Source organism: Dehalococcoidia bacterium (genome assembly GCA_025060295.1).
In the GTDB taxonomy this organism is placed as follows: domain Bacteria; phylum Chloroflexota; class Dehalococcoidia; order Lucifugimonadales; family HRBIN23; genus HRBIN23.
Genome location: JANXCH010000001.1, coordinates 197,508 through 214,060 on the forward strand (window position 1 = coordinate 197,508; position 16,553 = coordinate 214,060).

General features: G+C 61.8%; 17 protein-coding genes. All 17 read left to right on the forward strand.

The genetic code is table 11. The features are described 5' to 3' along the window. Positions 1–155: 155 nt before the first annotated feature. The 17 genes from NZ951_01040 (at position 156) to sdhB (ending at position 16,544) form a co-directional block, all read left to right on the forward strand. Positions 156–1,655: a hypothetical protein gene (locus NZ951_01040; protein MCS7206515.1), complete on the forward strand. Its 1,500-nt coding sequence runs from the start codon at positions 156–158 to the stop codon at positions 1,653–1,655. A gap of 89 nt (positions 1,656–1,744) precedes the next feature. Then, positions 1,745–2,137 carry an NADH-quinone oxidoreductase subunit A gene (locus tag NZ951_01045; GenBank protein ID MCS7206516.1) on the forward strand — a complete coding sequence of 131 codons (393 nt, stop codon included), beginning with the start codon at positions 1,745–1,747 and terminating at the stop codon, positions 2,135–2,137. Next, the gene (locus NZ951_01050; protein ID MCS7206517.1) at positions 2,131–2,757 is read left to right on the forward strand and encodes an NADH-quinone oxidoreductase subunit B; all 627 of its coding nucleotides are present in this window, start codon (positions 2,131–2,133) and stop codon (positions 2,755–2,757) included. Before NZ951_01045 ends, NZ951_01050 begins: the two co-directional genes overlap by 7 nt. Continuing rightward, on the forward strand, positions 2,758–3,204 hold the full coding sequence (locus NZ951_01055) for an NADH-quinone oxidoreductase subunit C (GenBank protein MCS7206518.1): 447 nt from the start codon (positions 2,758–2,760) through the stop codon (positions 3,202–3,204). It begins immediately after the preceding gene. A 2-nt stretch (positions 3,205–3,206) separates the two neighbouring features. Continuing rightward, a complete protein-coding gene (locus tag NZ951_01060; protein ID MCS7206519.1) occupies positions 3,207–4,310 on the forward strand; it encodes an NADH-quinone oxidoreductase subunit D in 1,104 nt (367 codons plus the stop codon). After that, positions 4,310–5,518 (forward strand): NADH-quinone oxidoreductase subunit NuoH, encoded by a 1,209-nt coding sequence (gene nuoH, locus NZ951_01065; GenBank protein MCS7206520.1) that lies wholly within the window; start codon positions 4,310–4,312, stop codon positions 5,516–5,518. Before NZ951_01060 ends, nuoH begins: the two co-directional genes overlap by 1 nt. Continuing rightward, positions 5,518–6,072, forward strand: a complete 555-nt coding sequence (locus NZ951_01070; GenBank protein ID MCS7206521.1) for an NADH-quinone oxidoreductase subunit I — start codon at positions 5,518–5,520, stop codon at positions 6,070–6,072. The genes nuoH and NZ951_01070 overlap by 1 nt, the downstream gene beginning before the upstream one ends. Further along, complete coding sequence (locus tag NZ951_01075; protein ID MCS7206522.1) at positions 6,072–6,614, forward strand: NADH-quinone oxidoreductase subunit J; 543 nt, start codon at positions 6,072–6,074, stop codon at positions 6,612–6,614. The genes NZ951_01070 and NZ951_01075 overlap by 1 nt, the downstream gene beginning before the upstream one ends. Positions 6,615–6,616: 2 nt before the next feature. Next, complete coding sequence (gene nuoK / locus NZ951_01080) at positions 6,617–6,976, forward strand: NADH-quinone oxidoreductase subunit NuoK (protein MCS7206523.1); 360 nt, start codon at positions 6,617–6,619, stop codon at positions 6,974–6,976. A gap of 79 nt (positions 6,977–7,055) precedes the next feature. Continuing rightward, positions 7,056–7,253, forward strand: a complete 198-nt coding sequence (locus tag NZ951_01085; protein MCS7206524.1) for a hypothetical protein — start codon at positions 7,056–7,058, stop codon at positions 7,251–7,253. A 1-nt stretch (position 7,254) separates the two neighbouring features. Beyond that, positions 7,255–9,231 (forward strand): NADH-quinone oxidoreductase subunit L, encoded by a 1,977-nt coding sequence (gene nuoL / locus NZ951_01090; protein MCS7206525.1) that lies wholly within the window; start codon positions 7,255–7,257, stop codon positions 9,229–9,231. A gap of 3 nt (positions 9,232–9,234) precedes the next feature. Further along, a complete protein-coding gene (locus tag NZ951_01095; protein ID MCS7206526.1) occupies positions 9,235–10,728 on the forward strand; it encodes an NADH-quinone oxidoreductase subunit M in 1,494 nt (497 codons plus the stop codon). Between the two features lie 28 nt (positions 10,729–10,756). Next, positions 10,757–12,244 (forward strand): NADH-quinone oxidoreductase subunit N, encoded by a 1,488-nt coding sequence (locus tag NZ951_01100; GenBank protein MCS7206527.1) that lies wholly within the window; start codon positions 10,757–10,759, stop codon positions 12,242–12,244. Between the two features lie 60 nt (positions 12,245–12,304). Next, on the forward strand, positions 12,305–13,207 hold the full coding sequence (locus NZ951_01105; GenBank protein MCS7206528.1) for an NAD(+)/NADH kinase: 903 nt from the start codon (positions 12,305–12,307) through the stop codon (positions 13,205–13,207). Then, a complete protein-coding gene (locus NZ951_01110) occupies positions 13,197–13,745 on the forward strand; it encodes an NUDIX hydrolase (protein MCS7206529.1) in 549 nt (182 codons plus the stop codon). Before NZ951_01105 ends, NZ951_01110 begins: the two co-directional genes overlap by 11 nt. 62 nt (positions 13,746–13,807) lie before the next feature. After that, positions 13,808–15,517 carry an FAD-binding protein gene (locus NZ951_01115; GenBank protein MCS7206530.1) on the forward strand — a complete coding sequence of 570 codons (1,710 nt, stop codon included), beginning with the start codon at positions 13,808–13,810 and terminating at the stop codon, positions 15,515–15,517. A 31-nt stretch (positions 15,518–15,548) separates the two neighbouring features. Next, the gene (sdhB, locus tag NZ951_01120; protein MCS7206531.1) at positions 15,549–16,544 is read left to right on the forward strand and encodes a succinate dehydrogenase iron-sulfur subunit; all 996 of its coding nucleotides are present in this window, start codon (positions 15,549–15,551) and stop codon (positions 16,542–16,544) included. Positions 16,545–16,553: the final 9 nt, after the last annotated feature.

Sequence of the window (16,553 nt, forward strand, 5' to 3'; positions counted from 1 at the left end):
CCTGACTATGCACTCAGGGGCATGGTGGCCGTTGGGGAGCGACCTGTCAAGAAGGGAAGGCCGCACACCAGGTGCAGATCGTAGGCATATGTCAGTGCCTTTCACCCCTGGCACGCACATGTGCATAATAGCTAACCTACGACGTGAGGTATCTTATGGTGCACGGCATTATCGCCATCCACGGTATAGGCGAGGGGCAAAGGCGCGGAGAGTTTCTGGCGGAACTGGTGAACGCTGTTGCCGACTTTCTGGAGGAGGCTGGGGGGAAGGTGGAACGGCGCTTCCAGGTGGGGGAACGCGCCACAGCCTATCTAAGGGTTACAGCCCCTGAGGGGGTGGAGGAGTTTGAGTTTGTGGAGGCCTACTGGGCTGACGCCTTTCCACCGCCAAGGGCCACGGCAGTGTTGGGCTGGCTGTGGCCCCAGGTGCGTGCGCAGGTGTCCCTTTTATGGGCTGGCCTCCGCGATGCGGCCAACGATGCCACTTTTGACCCCACAGGCCGTGGCGCTCCTGCGGTGAGAAACCACACCCCCACCTTTTCCTGGGGGACACGCCTTGCCCATGTGGCGTGGCTGGTTACCCTGGCCATCCTGTTGCTGGTGGCCGGGGTGGTGTTCCTACCAGTGCTAGCGCTTTTGCAAGTCCTGATGTTGCTTCCCCTTCCGTCTGCCCTAGGGCCGATGGGCCTACTGGGGAAAACGATCGCCCCTGTCCTCGCCATAGAGCCTTTCCTCATCCGTGTGGTGGGCGACACCTATCGGTATGTGAACGATGGTGCCTGGGCAGCCAACATCCGCGGCATCGTGGAGCGGTGCCTGGTGGAGATGGTCGTCCGCCCAGAGGTAAGCGACATCACCATTGTGGCCCATTCCCAGGGATGCGCCATCGCCTATGACGCTTTGGCCGAGGGGAGTCCCGTGGGACAGGCACTTCGCCTCCACCCCAAGCGCCTCACCCTGGTCACTCTGGGGAGCGGTATTAATCGCATCTTTGCCTTGGCCCACAACTCCAGTTCCTACGCCCGTCGGCGCTTCTCCCTGCCTCTAGATTCAGCTGTGAGGGGAGCGGGCCAGGTTCTCGCTTTAGAGGACCTGCGCCGACGTTTCTATTGGGTAGACCTCTACGCCCGTTTGGACCCCGTTCCCGCGGGGCCGGTGTCCGACTCCATCCTTCGGCAAGCGGGACTGGACCCTGGCCAGGTGAAACGGCGGCGCGTGATTAACACCGACAACCCCGTGAGCGACCATTCCCTGTGTTCCTACTTGGGCAACCGGGACTTGGTCTTACCCCGGGTGGTGCGTGCCCTGTATGGGGGCGATGACCGTTGGAAAGAGGTAACTAGCGTCCGCCCTGAGCAGGTGCGCTGGCGCACCCGTGCAGTGGCCTTTATCCACCTGCCTTGGGTGATATGGGTCTGGGGGGTGATGGCCCTGGCCCTCATCCTGGTGTTCTGGGAAGGGGGTCGGGAGGGATTGGTGGGCGCGGTGGGGCCTAAGGTGCAGGCGCTGCCCGGGCTGGGGCAGGTATTGGAACGCCTGAAGACCGAAAGCCTGCAAGCGGCGTTCGCGGCTGTACTTGTGGCTGGGGCTTTAGGGGGTGTTGCTATCTTGGTAAGCCAGGTCCTGCGGATGACCGTAGCTCGGGGGCGCTTGTAGACCTGCCGCAGGGATTTGTGAGCGCTCTCACTTGCACGGCCTTCCCCCCTGTGCTATAGTATCTGCAAACGAGGGGGAGGGCTCATCGGATGACCGACCCGCTCCTGGCTGACTACTACCGCCAATACGGCCTCATCGTGATCTTCACTGGCCTGGCGGTGTTCGTCCCAGCCAGCATGCTCCTCCTTTCTTGGCTTCTGTATCGCTTGCGCATTCGCCCCTACAAGCCCACACCCACCAAACTGGACACCTACGAGTGCGGGATGCAGACTGTTGGGGGGCGGTGGGAGCGCTTCAATTTCCGCTATTACTTATATGCTCTGTTGTTCGTCATCTTTGATGTGGAGGCGGTGTTCTTATTCCCTTGGGCGGTGGAGTTCCAACGCCTGGGGCTATTTGCCCTGGTGGAGATGCTGGTCTTCCTGGGGATTTTGACCGTGGGATGGGCTTACGCCTGGCGGAAAGGGGCTCTGCAATGGTAACCGCGCCGAAGCAGGAACCGACAGTCCGTGCGCCCCTGTATACCCAGACGGGCGACCTGGACCGCCGCGAGGGCGAGGAAATCAACCTCCTCAAAGCGACCCATACCCAGCCCTTCCCTGACCCTCTCATCCAGGTGCCCCAGGATCTGCAACGCAATGTTCTGGTAACCACTGTGGATGCTCTGCTGAACTGGGGGCGCAAGTCGGCGGTGTGGCCTGTGGCCTTTGGGCTGGCGTGTTGCGCCTTTGAGATGATGGCCAGCGCCATGTCCCGTTTTGACATCGCCCGTTTCGGGATGGAGGCCTTCCGGGCGTCGCCCCGCCAAGCGGATCTCATGATTGTCGCCGGCACCGTGACGTGGAAGATGGCCCCCGCCATTAAACGCATCTACGAACAGATGGCGGAACCCAAATGGGTGATCTCGATGGGGGCGTGTGCCACCTGTGGAGGGCCGTACTACAACATCTACAGCGTGGTGCCGGGGGTCAACCACCTGGTGCCTGTGGACGTGTATGTGCCTGGATGCCCGCCTCGTCCCGACGCCCTCCTGTACGGCATTATGCAACTGCACGAGAAAATCCGTCGCTATAGTATCGCAGGCAAGAAAGCAGGGTTCTAGATGACCAAGCCCCTCCTGGCTTCCGAAGTTGGGAAGAAGGTAGAGGAGGGGGTGCCGGGGTCGGTGGTGCGCGCTCAAGGGGACACCCTTTGGGTGCACCCCGAGCGTCTCCTAGAGGTCTGCCGTCTGCTGAAGGAGACGCCCGGCTTGGAGTTGACCTACCTGGTGGCCATCACCGGGGTAGACTATATTGAATACTTTGAAGTGGTCTACCACCTGGTGTCCATCCGCCACAACCACTCCCTGGTGCTCAAGGTGCAGGTTTATGGGCGGGATGAGCCTACCGTTCCTTCCGTCGTGTCGGTCTGGCAGGGGGCCGATTACCAGGAGCGGGAGGTGTATGACCTGATGGGGGTGCGTTTTGCTGGACACCCCAACCTGAAGCGCATCCTGACATGGGAGGGCTTTCCGGGACACCCTCTGCGTAAAGACCATCTCGGGGCATAGCCATGACGCTGCAGGGCGAGCCGGTCATTATCAACATAGGCCCCCAGCACCCCAGCACCCACGGGGTGTTCCGCCTACGGGTGCTCTTTGATGGGGAGGTAGTGCAAGACCTGGAGCCGGTGTTCGGCTACTTGCACCGGGGCACCGAGAAACTGGCCGAGGAGCGGGCCTATACCCAGATCGTTACCCTTACCGACCGCCTGGACTATGTATCCTCTATGACCAACAACCACGCCTATGTGCTGGCGGTGGAGAAACTGGCGCGCATCCGCCCCACTGAACGGGGAATGTATCTGCGGGTTATTGCCGCGGAACTGTCCCGCCTGGCTAGCCACCTGGTAGCCACGGGCTTCTTTCTGCAAGACTTAGGAGCCTTCGCCACGCCCTTGATGTATTGTTTCCGTGAGCGGGAGCGCATCCTGGACCTGATGGAGATGTTGTGTGGAGCGCGCATCACCTTCAGTTATATGCGTCCTGGTGGTGTATTCCAGGATGCTCCGCCAGACTTCTGGCCCGCCATCCAGCAGTTCCTGAGTGAGATGCCCCACTACCTGGACGAGTTGGAGCACCTGCTGACAGAAAACGAGGTTATTCTGGCTCGCACCAAGGGGGTGGGCATTTTGCCGGCGCAGGTGGCCATCAACTGTTCCGTGAGCGGGCCGGTGCTCCGCGCTAGCGGTGTGCAGTGGGACATCCGGAAAGTGGACCCCTACGATGTGTATGACCGCTTGGAGTTCGACATTCCGGTGGGAACTCACGGTGACTGTTACGACCGCATGATGGTGCGCTTGCAGGAGATGCGCCAGAGCCTGCGCATCCTGGGGCAGGCGGTGCGGGATATCCCCTCTGGCCCCGCCCGTGCCCCCGTGCCCTTCTTCCTCCGCCCCCCGCCCGGGGAGGCCTATGCCCATGTGGAATCCCCGAAGGGGGAACTGGGTTTCTACCTGGTGAGCGACGGGGGGATATCACCCTACCGTTGTAAGATTCGCTCCCCCTCCTTTATCAACTTGACGCCCCTGCGGGAGTTGCTGCGGGGGTGGAAAATGGCTGACCTGATAGTGATTTTCGGGAGCATTGACATCAATATGGGGGAGGTGGATCGCTAATGGGGCCGTGGCTCGCCCAGAACAGCATCTACCGTAACATTTACGCTTTTTTGGACGGTGTGCTGCCCGCCCCGTTGGGGTGGCTGGCCTATTTTCTGGCGGGGTTCACCATTATGTTTCTGCTGATCAACGGGGTACTCCTGCTGGCGGCGGGGATGGTATACGCGGAGCGCCGCCTGCTAGGACGGTTCCAGGCACGCTTGGGGCCCAATCGTGTCGGCCCCTTCGGCATTCTCCAGCCCTTCGCCGATATCATCAAACTGATTCTGAAGGAAGATGTGGTGCCCCGAGGGGCGGATGTGCTCCTGTTCACCGCTGCCCCCGTGATGATGGCCGCCCCTTTGTTCCTCATCACGGCGGTTATTCCCTTTGGGCAGAACTCCTACCTGGCCAACCTGAATATAGGGGTGCTCTACCTGGTGGCGGTAACGGGTATCTCCACGTTGGCCATCTTCTTGGGGGGGTGGGCAACGGGCAATAAGTACGCAATGTTCGGGGCCATGCGCGCCGTTGCCCAACTGATCAGTTATGAGGTGCCCCTGGTGTTGGCGCTGGTGGGGCTGGTGCTTTTGGCGGGGTCTCTGTCCCTGGTGCAGGTGGTGGAGGCGCAACGCCTGCCCTTCCTCCTGCTCCAGCCTTTGGGGTTTTTCGTGTTCTTCGCCGCCACCAGCGCCGAGTTGAACCGCACCCCCTTTGACCTTATGGAGGCCGAATCGGAGATCATCGCCGGCTACCACATTGAATACACGGGGATGCGCTTCGGGCTGTTCCAGTTGGCGGAGTTCGGGGGGGTGGTGGTCTCCTCGGCCCTTATGGCCACCCTGTTCCTGCGAGGGTGGGAGAACCCCTTCGTGCCGCAGGGCTGGCCACAGGTGCTCCCCTCGCACCTGTGGTTCCTGCTCAAGACCCTGCTGTTTGTGTTTCTGTTCATCTGGGTGCGGGCCACCTGGCCCCGCCTGCGCATTGACCAGGTGATGGGCTTCGCCTGGAAGGTGCTTATGCCTCTGGCCCTCATCAACCTAGTGGTAACGGGGATGGAAGTGTGGCTGTGGCCCCAGCCTACTACCGCCCAGTTGTGGGGGATGGTGGTGATCAACTGGGCGGTGGCCGGGGCGTGTCTGGTGGTCTTTAGCACCCTGATGGAGCGGTGGGGGAAGCGACCTACCGCCTCGGTGGTGCCGGTGCGTCTTTCGGCGGAGGTGCGGTAATGCCGTATGGGCTTGGCCTCCTCAAGGGGATGCTGGTAACTCTGACCAACTTTCGGCGCAAGCCCTTCACCATCCAATACCCTGAGGAGCGGGTGCCCCAACACCCCCGCTTCCGCGGCGAGGACTTCGTCTGGTATGAGGAGCGGTGCACGGGGTGTGCCTCCTGCGCCAAGTTTTGTCCCCTGGGCATCATCCGCATTGTGACGCGCCCCAGTGGGATGCAGACCCAGGAGGGAGAGAAGTACGCTTTAGAGGTGTTTGACATTGACTTGGCCCGGTGCATGTTCTGCGGGCTGTGTGTGGAGGCGTGCCCGTACGACGCCCTGCATATGGGGAGTGGGTTTGAACGAGCGCGCTACACCCGCAAAGATTTGGTGATGACGATAGACGAATTGCGCCGCGCCCCGAAGCGGCCGAGCACCTGGTTCCGCCCCCAGTTGGAGGGCAAGGGCTACAATCCCCATACCGACCGTCCTCTGGAATGGCACGAGGTGGGACGCCACCAGGCTCCCTCTCTGGCCGATATGCAGGGGCGCTGGGTGGAGGAGCGGTAATGCCCACCGGCGGTGAGACATCCCCCTTCTTCGCCCTAGTGTGGTGGAGCACGGCGATAGGGACGGTGGTGGCTGCGTGGCTGATGGTGTTTATGCGGGATCTGCTCAAGGCGGCAGTGGCGATGGTGGTGGTGTTCTTGGCAGTGGCGGGATTTCTGGTCATGCTGAACGCCGAGTTCCTGGCAGTGGTGCAGGTGCTCATTTATGTGGGGGCGGTGTCCATCCTGGTGGTGTTTGCTGTCTTGCTCACCAGGGATATCGTGCAGGCTAACGCTCCCCATCGCTACCAGGGATGGGTGTTCCTCCTGTCGGGTTTGGTGCTTGTCCTGCTGGTGTTCGTCGTGTTGGCGACGCCGTGGCACCTTCTATCGAATGTTCCCCTCCCCTCCGAGACGCAGGATGCCCTGGTTGAAGTGGCAGTGAACCCCACCCCTTCTTTAGGACGATTACTGGTGCGGGAGTTTGTCCTGCCCTTTGAGGCGGTATCGGTCGTCTTGCTGGCTGCCTTGATTGGAGCCTTGGTCATCGCACGGGAGCGGTAACCATGCTTGCACCGATTGGCCTGACCCACTACCTTGTGTTGTCGGCTGTTCTGTTCTGCATAGGCATGTTTGGTGTTTTGTCCCTGCGCAATCTCATCGCCATGCTCATGGGCCTTGAGGTGATGTTCAATGCGGTGCTGTTGGCGGGGGTGGCGGTGTCCAAATATATCACACCCCTGGCCTTGCGTGGAGCAGCTGTAGCCCCAGAAGGAGTGCCAGCGGTTCTGACGGGGCAGGTGTTCGGAGTGTTTATTATTACGGTCGCTGCAGCCGAGGCAGCCCTCGTCTTGGCCCTTATTCTGGCGGTGTACCGGGAGCGGGAGACGGCGGACGCCACGCGGTTGGATACGATGAAGAACTAGGACGCAGGAATCGGAGATGGCCACTTTGTGGGATACGGTCCGGTAACCACAGCATCGGGCAACAGAGAGGGGTGTGCAGATGTCGTGGGTACCCTTTAAACGGGTGCCAAACCTCATGGCCGCCGAGATGTGGAAGAACACCCTGGAGGCGGAAGGCCTCCCGACCCGTATCCTGCCTGAGGGGGATATCACCCACTGGAGGGAGCACTGCCCCTTCGTGGTGTATGTGCCCAAAGGGCGGGAGCATGTGGCCGAGGAGATACTAAGGAAGTTGTGAGATGAGCGAGACACTGGCCTGGCTGATTTTCTTTCTGCCGATCGCCTCGTTTGTTCTCATTGGGCTGGGGGTGCGCCCCCTATTCCCCCGCCAGGGGATGCTCGCCGGCTACCTGACGGTGCTGGCAGTGGGGGGGTCTTTCCTCTTGAGCCTGGTGGCCCTACGGGCCACTGTGGGGCACGAGGAGCCCATCGGCTGGCCCAGCCATGTATGGCTTACCATCGGCGATTTCACCTTGCGGGTGGGCATTCGCATGGATGCCCTCACAGCCGTGATGCTGGTGGTGGTCAGCGGGGTCAGCCTGGCCGTGCAGGTCTACTCCCTGGGCTATATGAAGGGCGACCCCGGCATGGTGCGCTACTTCGCCTATATGTCCCTTTTTACTGCCTCCATGCTGGGGTTGGTGTTGTCGTCCAACCTGATTTTGGTGTATGTGTTCTGGGAACTGGTGGGGTTGTGCTCGTACCTGCTGATCGGCTTCTGGTATGAGCGCCCTGCTGCCGCAGCGGCGGCCAAGAAAGCCTTCATTGTTACACGTATTGGCGACCTGGGCTTTTTGTTAGCGCTCTTGTACCTGTTCACGCAGCGGCAGGCTTTTCTGGCCCGGGGACTGGATCCCTTTGACATCGGGCACCTGCACAACGCCGTGGCGGGGGGCTTGCTGTCCGGGACCGCCCTGACGTGGCTAGGGCTGGGTATCTTCGCGGGGGCAGTGGGCAAGTCGGCCCAGTTCCCCCTGCATGTCTGGCTCCCCGATGCCATGGAAGGCCCCACCCCCGTCAGCGCTCTGATTCACGCTGCGACCATGGTGGCCGCGGGTGTCTTCCTGGTGGCGCGGGTGTTCCCTGTGTTTGAAGCCTCCCCAGCCCTGATGGACACCGTCGCCCTCATCGGCGCGTTCACCACTATCCTGGCTGCTACGATGGGGATGGTGATGAACGATATCAAGCGGGTCATCGCCTACTCCACTATTAGTCAACTGGGGCTGATGATGCTGGCGCTGGGGGTGGGGGCCTACTCGGCGGCGGTGTTCCACCTATTCAATCACGCCTTCTTCAAGGCTTTGCTGTTCCTGGGGGCGGGGAGTGTCAACCACGCCACCGGCACCTTTGATATGCGCCTGATGGGCGGTTTGCGCCGATATATGCCCTGGACCTACGTTACCTTTTTGGTGGCCTCGTTGAGCCTGGCGGGTGTGTTCCCTCTGTCGGGCTTCTGGAGCAAGGACGAAATCCTGGCGGAGGCGCTTACAAAGGGGGACGGGGTGGCTCTGCTGGTGGGTATCTTGGCCCTGGTGGGGGTGTTCCTCACAGCCTTTTACGCCTTCCGCGCCCTGTTCCTGACCTTCCACGGCCCGTTTCGCGGCGGGGCGGAGGCGGAGGCTTCTGTATCCCACCATAACGGCCACTCACCCGGCCATAGCCGCGTGCATCTGGGCGAATCGCCTCTCGTGATGCTGGTGCCCATGCTCCTTTTGGGGGTTTTGGCCATCGCGTCGGGTGTTGTGGCCAATCCTCCCACGGCGCTGGGGCCAGTGCCCGCCCATTGGTTTGGCCACTTTGTGGTCAAGCCCGGCGCCCACGCCGAAAAGGTGTCCTTCAACTTGGGCATAGCGCTTGTGTCCACGCTACTGGCCCTGGGGGGCATTGGGCTGGCTTGGCTGATGTACGGAGTGAGGCGTCTGCCTGCAGAGCGCGTGACGGTGCGTCCCGTTTATCAGGTGGTGGCCCGCAAGTATTATATGGACGACCTGTATGAAGGCGTTCTGGCTGGTAGGCTGTTTTACCGTTTTCTCTGCGGAGTGGCGGATTGGTTGGATCGGGTCGTAGTGGACGGGGTGGTGGAGGGCGTGGGATGGCTGGGGCGCAGCCTGGGGCGACCCCTGGCTTGGCTACAAAGTGGCCAGCTGCAAGCCTACGCCAGCGCGATCACCCTGGGCATTGTGCTGATCATCATCGCCTATATGGTGTGGAGGTAAGGCGTGCTCACGGCAACGGTCTTCCTCCCCCTGGTCGGGGCACTGGCGATAGCCCTGTTCCTCTCCCAACCCCGACAGGTGCGGTGGTTCGCCGCCGCCGTAGGGATTGCGGACTTCGTATTAGCCACGCTGGTGTTCGCCGGCTATGACCGCCAGGCGGGCGGCCTGCAGTGGGTGGAGCGCATAACGGGGTGGGTGCCCTCTTTGAAGGTGGAGTATTACCTGGGGGTGGACGGCCTGAGCGCCACGCTGGTCCTCTTGACGGGCCTGCTCGGGCTGGCGGCTATCTTCGCTTCGTGGAGTATCCAGGAGCGGGTGAAGGAGTACTTTGCCTGGCTCCTTGTGCTCCAGACGGCGGTCATGGGCGTGTTCACCTCTTTGGACTTTGTGTTGTTCTTCCTGTTTTGGGAATTGGAATTGATACCCATGTATTTCCTCATCGCCATTTGGGGGAGTGGACGGAGGGAGTATTCGGCTGTCAAGTTCCTGGTGTTCACCCTGACGGGCAGTGCGTTCATGTTGGTGGGGTTGTTGGTGGTGTTCTTCTCCACAGGCACCTTCAATATGGCTGACCTGGCTGGCCTGACAGGGCCTGGTCTAGACCCCCAGGAGTTGCTTCTGCCGGCGCGTGTGGTGTGGGCGTTGTTCTTCATCGCCTTTGCGGTGAAACTCCCGATATGGCCCCTGCACACCTGGCTTCCCGATGCCCACACCGATGCTCCCACTGCGGTGAGCGTGATGCTGGCGGGCGTGCTCCTGAAGATGGGGGGGTATGGGCTGATACGGGTGAACGCCTCTATGTTCCCCCAGGTTACCCAGGAGGCTGCTTTTCTGCTGGCAGTGCTGGGGGTGGTGAACATCGTCTACGGGGCTATGGTGGTGTTCCGCCAGCAAGATATGAAGCGCCTGATCGCCTACAGCAGTATCAGCCATATGGGGCTGGTGGTTCTGGGCATCGCCTCCTTGCGAGGGGTGGAGGGGCAGGTTTCCCCCCTGGGGTTGACGGGGGCGGCGTTGCAGATGTTCACCCACGGGACCATCACAGGCCTCCTGTTCGTCATGGTGGGCCTGATGTATGAGCGGACGCATACCCGTTACATCCCCGACCTGGGGGGCTTGGCCCGTAAGATGCCGTTTATCGCCACTATCTTTGTGGCGGGAGCCCTCGCTAGCCTTGGGCTCCCCAGCACAAGTGGATTTGTGGCGGAACTGACCACGCTGATGGGCACATTCCCCGTGTGGGGTCTTCTGACGGCTCTGGGAGCCCTGGGTATCGTGTTGGCTGCGGGCTACCTGCTGTGGCTCCTGCAAAGGAGCTTATTCGGCCCCCTGCCGGAGCGTTGGCACCATCACCCCCTCTCCGATGCCACGGGGGTGGAGAAGGTGGCCCCTCTTCTGCTGACCACAGCCATTTTTGTGGTGGGCCTTTTCCCGGCAGTGGTTGCCGATACCCTGACGGTGGGGATAGAGGCCATTATCCAAGGGCGATTTACATAACACGGCACAGTGCGAGGCGAGAGAGGCGATGACGCTCCACGATTTGTATCTGCTGTGGCCTCCGATGGCCCTTGTGGGAACAGGCCTGCTCGTCATCGGGTTAGACCTTCTGCTGCGTGATAAGCGCTCTCTCCCGGTAGTGGCGTTGGCGGGGCTGGGAGTCGCCCTGGCGGGCGGCCTGACTTTGTGGGGCACGGTGCAGGACGCTGGGCCACAAGTGGGTATCTTTGGTACCTTGCGGGTGGACTCTTTCAGCCTGTTTTTCACCTTTTTGTTCATTGCGGCCACGGCCCTGGTAGTATTGGCCTCACAGCCGGTGGTGCACCAGATGGGACGCTGGCACGGGGAATATTACGCCCTGGTGCTCTTCGCCTCCAGTGGGATGATGCTCCTGGCCTCGGCTGCGGAGTTCATAACCTTGTATATCGCCCTGGAACTGACAGCCTTGCCGGTGGCTGCTTTGGCGGCTTTCAGTCCGGATCGGCGCTCCCGTGAGGCGGGGGTGAAGTTCCTCGTGCTGAGTGCCTTCTCGTCCGCACTCCTGCTGTATGGGATGGTGCTGGTATATGCCTTCACAGGTTCGACGCGCCTGGATGCTATCGCCGCAGCGGTGGTGGCGACACCGCTAGACACGGGGGTTCCCCTGGGGTCTTGGGCACTTTTGGGGGGAGCGGTGCTCATGGCGGCGGGGTTCGGCTTCAAAATCTCCTCTGTGCCCTTCCAAATGTGGGTGCCCGATGTATACGAAGGTGCCCCGACGCCCATCACCGCCTATCTGTCGGTGGCCTCTAAAGCGGCGGGGTTTGCCGCTTTGCTACGGGTGTTCTCCACTGTTTTTGGGGCGGCGCCCCTGCAGGAGCAGTGGGCACTGCTATTTGCAGGTTTGGCGGCCGCCTCCATGACTGTGGGTAACCTGGTGGCCATGCTCCAGAACAACGTGAAGCGCTTGTTGGCCTATTCTACCATTGCCCATGCGGGGTACATTTTGGTAGGAGTGGCGGCGGTATCGGCCCGTGCCCCGGAACAGGCCAGCACCGGCCCGGCAGGGGTGCTGTTTTACCTCGCAGGCTACACATTGACCAACCTGGCGGTGTTCTTCGGGGTAATCGCCATAACCACCAAGGTGGGGGGCGAGACCATTGACGACCTTGCTGGTCTGTGGCGGCGCTCCCCCTGGGTTGCTCTGGCGCTGACCTTTAGTCTGGTGTCCCTGTTAGGCATTCCGCCCACCATAGGCTTTTGGGCCAAACTCTATATCTTCGGGGCGGCTGTCCAGACGGGGCTGGCGTGGCTGGCGGTCGTGGGTGTCGTCAACAGCGTTCTATCGGCCTACTATTACTTGCGGGTGGTGCGGGCGATGTTCCTGGTGCCTCCGAAGGAGGCCACACCCCTCCCCACCAGCCCGTCGGTAGGGGCTGCCCTGGCTGTCAGTGCTGCTGCAGTCCTGTTCTATGGTATCCTTCCCTTCCCCCTCCTGCGCCTGGCGGAGATAGCGGCCAGGGTAGGAGGGATATAGCCGTGTGGAGCGCGGGCGCAAGGTATGCTGGGCGCAGGTGTATCGGATAGGCACAGCGCCATGGAGCGCCGGCTGGTCGGCATCGTGTTCAATGGACGGTTGAATGAGGCCCGCTCCCTGGCTCAGCGTATCGCCCAGGCCGTGGGGCCAGATGCCTGGCTCGCCCCTACTGAAGGACTGGACTCCTCTGCCCGCCTTATGGGGCGCTCGCGGCTGGTCATCACCGTCGGCGGGGATGGCACTATCTTGCGCACCGCGCGGCTCGCCGCCCCCTCGGCCGTGCCCATTGTGGGGGTCAATATGGGGAGGGTGGGGTTTATGACAGAACTCTCCCCCCAAGAGGTGTTGGAGCGGCTCCCCGCCTACTTAGAGGGTAAAGGGTGGATAGAGGAGCGCACCATGCTGGAGGCACGGGTGGTGGGTAGTGGGCACTCCCCGGAAGAGGAGGGCATCCCTACTTTTCACGGTCTCAACGATGCCGTGGTAGCCAGGGGCACTGTCTCCCGGCTGATTCATTTGGGTGTTCGGGTGGACGGAGAGGATGTGGCTACCTATGCGGCGGATGGGATTATCGTGGCCTCCCCCACGGGGAGCACAGGGTACGCTCTTGCTGTGGGCGGCCCCATTCTGGACCCGCGCTTAGATTGCCTTCTCCTCAAACCCCTGGCTGCCCACTTGGGGATGAACACAGCCCTTGTGTTGCCGGGACAGGTGAAAGTGGACATAACGGTGCAATCGGAACACCCCGTGGTGCTCAGCGTGGATGGCTTCCAAGACCTGATGCTAGCAGATGGGGATACGGTGCGGGTCGCCCGCAGTTCCTATCGGGCCCGTTTTTTGCGGGCGCATCCCCCGAGCCACTTTTACCGCGGGCTATTCGTGCGCCTGGGCATTCAGCCTCGGCCCAGTACACCCCTTTTTTCCCTACCGAATGAGGATGCAAGGAGCCCTCATGACCATTGAGCGCATTCTGGAGAGCCAGCGCATTTACAACGGACGGGTGGTCTCCCTTCGGGTAGATACAGTGCGCCTGGAGCCCAAAGGCACGCGGGCGATGCGTGAGGTGGTGGAACACGCCCCAGGCATTACCATCGTGCCGGTGGATGCTCAAGGATCGGTCATTCTGGTGCGTCAGTTCCGCACTCCCGCTCAGCAGGTGCTCCTGGAATGTCCTGCGGGAACGATGGAGCCGGGGGAGACCCCCGAGCAGGCGGTGCATCGGGAACTGCTGGAGGAGACAGGCTACCGCGCCCAGAGCCTGGTGCGTTTGGGCGGGTTCTGGATGAGCCCGGGATTTTGCACTGAGTACATGCACGCCTACTTGGCGTTAGGGTTGGAACCTGGCCCCGCCCAACAGGAGGCGGACGAAGATATCCAGGTGGAACGGGCGCCCGTAGATCGCATCCCCGACCTGGTGCGGACGGGGCAGGTGCAAGACGCCAAAAGCATCGCCGCTCTGCTTCTTGCCTACTATCTCCACAGGGAATGGTTACAGCGATAGCCGAAGTTGTCAGAGCGTGTGATGCTTTGCTATTCTGGCAGGAGAAGCAGGGAGAAGAAGCCATGCAGGAATACCACGTGTTGGTGATAGGCGCCGGACTGGCGGGGATGCGCGCCGCCTTAGAGGCCCACAAGCAAGGGGCACGGGTCGCCTTGATGAGCAAAGTGCATCCCGTCCGCAGCCACTCCAATGCCGCCCAGGGAGGCATCAACGCCGCCCTCACTGATAGGGGCGACCGCTGGGAAGACCACGCCTACGATACGGTGAAGGGGAGCGATTGGCTCGGCGACCAGGATGCTATTGAGGTGATGTGTAAGGAGGCCGGGCAGGAACTAATCAGCCTGGAGCACATGGGGGTGATCTTCAACCGCGATGAGCAGGGACGCCTGGGCACCCGCGCCTTCGGTGGTCAGCGCCGCGCCCGCACCTTCTTCGTCGCCGACATCACCGGCCAGGCCATCCTCCACGTGATGTACGAGCAAATCCTTAAGTCGGGGATCGCCCTGTTTGAGGAATGGTTCTGCACCGACCTGGTTGTGGAGAACGGGCGGTGTGTGGGATGCGTGGCGATGGAAATCCGCACGGGCCGTGTAGCCTTTATCCCCGCCCGCACCGTCATCCTGGCCACCGGCGGCTTGGGGCGCGTCTTTGAACCATCGACCAATGCCCTCATCTGCACCGGGGATGGCATGGCCTTGGCCTACCGCGCGGGGGTCCCCCTGATGGATATGGAGATGGTGCAATACCATCCCACCACCCTGAAGGGCAGCGGGGTGCTCATCACCGAGGGGGCCCGGGGCGAGGGGGCCTACCTGCTCAATAAGGATGGGGAGCGCTTCATGGCCCGCTACGCTCCCACCATGATGGAGTTGGCTTCGCGCGATGTGGTCTCCCGCGCCGAGATGACCGAAATCGCCGAAGGGCGCGGCGTGGATGGCTGTGTTCTCTTGGACTGCCGCCACCTGGGGGAGAAGAAGATCCGCGAGCGCCTGTCGCAGATCTATGAGATCGGCCTGGACTTCGCTGGCGTTGACATAACGAAAGAGCCCATCCCCATCCGCCCGGGGATGCACTACCAAATGGGGGGTATCAAAACCGACATCTGGGGGCGCTGTTGGGACCCCCAAGGGAAGTGGCAAGGGGTGGAGGGGCTATTCGCCGCCGGGGAGTGTGCGTGCGTCTCGGTGCACGGGGGCAACCGCCTGGGGGCCAACTCCCTCTTGGACACGGTGGTGTTCGGACGACGCGCCGGCGCCACGGCCGCCCAGTGGGCCCAGGACAAACCCCTCCCCACTCTCAACGACGCCCACTGGGTTCAGAAGACCGAAACCCGCATCCGCACCCTGCTGGCACGCGAGAACAACGGCGATACGGTAGCCCGTATCCGGTGGGAGATGGGTACCACTATGGACCAGTTCCTGGGGGTGTTTCGCGAGCAGGAGGGGATGGAGCAAGCCTTGCGCACCCTCCGCCAGTTGCGCCAGCGCTACAACAAGGTCAGCGTGCGGGATAAAGGGCGAACCTTCAACACCGCCCTTATCTTCGCCCTGGAACTGGATTATATGCTGGAGTGCGCAGAAGCCATCGTCCGCAGCGGCTTGGAGCGTAAGGAGAGCCGCGGTGCCCACTACCGGCGGGACTTCCCCAAGAGGGACGACGCCAACTGGCTCAAGCATATCTTGCTGTATTGGCGCGGGGAGAATGATCCACCCACGATCACCTATCTCCCCGTTACTATCACCCAGTGGCCCCCAGAGAAGCGGGTGTATTAGAGGGTGTCTGCTTACCCTGTAAGGAGAAGCCATGCGCATCACCATAAAAGTCCGTCGGTTCAATCCCGAGGCCCCTAAACCCCAGCCCTATTGGCAAGACTACACCCTGGAAGTGACGAAGACATCGACTGTCCTTGATGCCCTCATTCGCATTCGCGAGGAGGTGGACGAGTCCCTGGCCCTGCGGTGCTCCTGCCGCAGTGCCATCTGTGGCTCCTGCGCTATGCGCATCAACGGGCACGCCAGCCTGGCCTGCAAGACCAAAGTGAGCGCCGTCGTTGACGCGCACAACACCCTCACGGTGGAACCCATGGGCAACCTGCCCGTGATTAAAGACCTGGTGGTAGATATGACGCCCCATTGGCACAAGGTGCGGGCAGTGGAGCCCTGGCTGCAGCCGGTGGGGCCGGAGCCACAAGGCGAATACTTGGCCCCTAACGAGGCCATGCTCCACCTGGCGGGAGTGATGAACTGCATCATGTGCGGGGCGTGCGTCTCGGACTGCACAGTGCTGGAGGTGGACTCCAACTTCCTCGGGCCAGCCGCCCTGGCTAAGGCCTACCGCTTCGTCGCCGACCCCCGCGACGGCATGACGAAGGAGCGCCTGGCGAAGTATAACGCCTACGGTGGTATCTGGGACTGCACCCGCTGTTACGAGTGTGTGCAGGTGTGCCCCAAGGGGGTTGCCCCTATGGACCGCATCATGGCCATGCGGGAGCGGGCTATCGGTATGGGCCTCAAGGATACCTATGGTGCCCGCCACACCTTGGCCTTTGAAGAGCTGGTAGAGCACAGTGGGCGGTTGGACGAACTGCGCCTGCCTTTGAAGACCTTCGGCTACACCAACATCCCCAAACTGGTCGGGCTTTTGCCTATCGCCCTGCGGGCCTTGCCCAAGCAGAAGGCCCCTTCGCCCTTCCACAAGCCCATCCCCGAGGTGAAGAGTTTTCAGACCACCTTCCGCAAGGCTCGTCAGGCCGCCGAGACGGAGCGCCAAGCCCCCACCAGCCAGGCTCACCACGGATAAGGAGGCTGT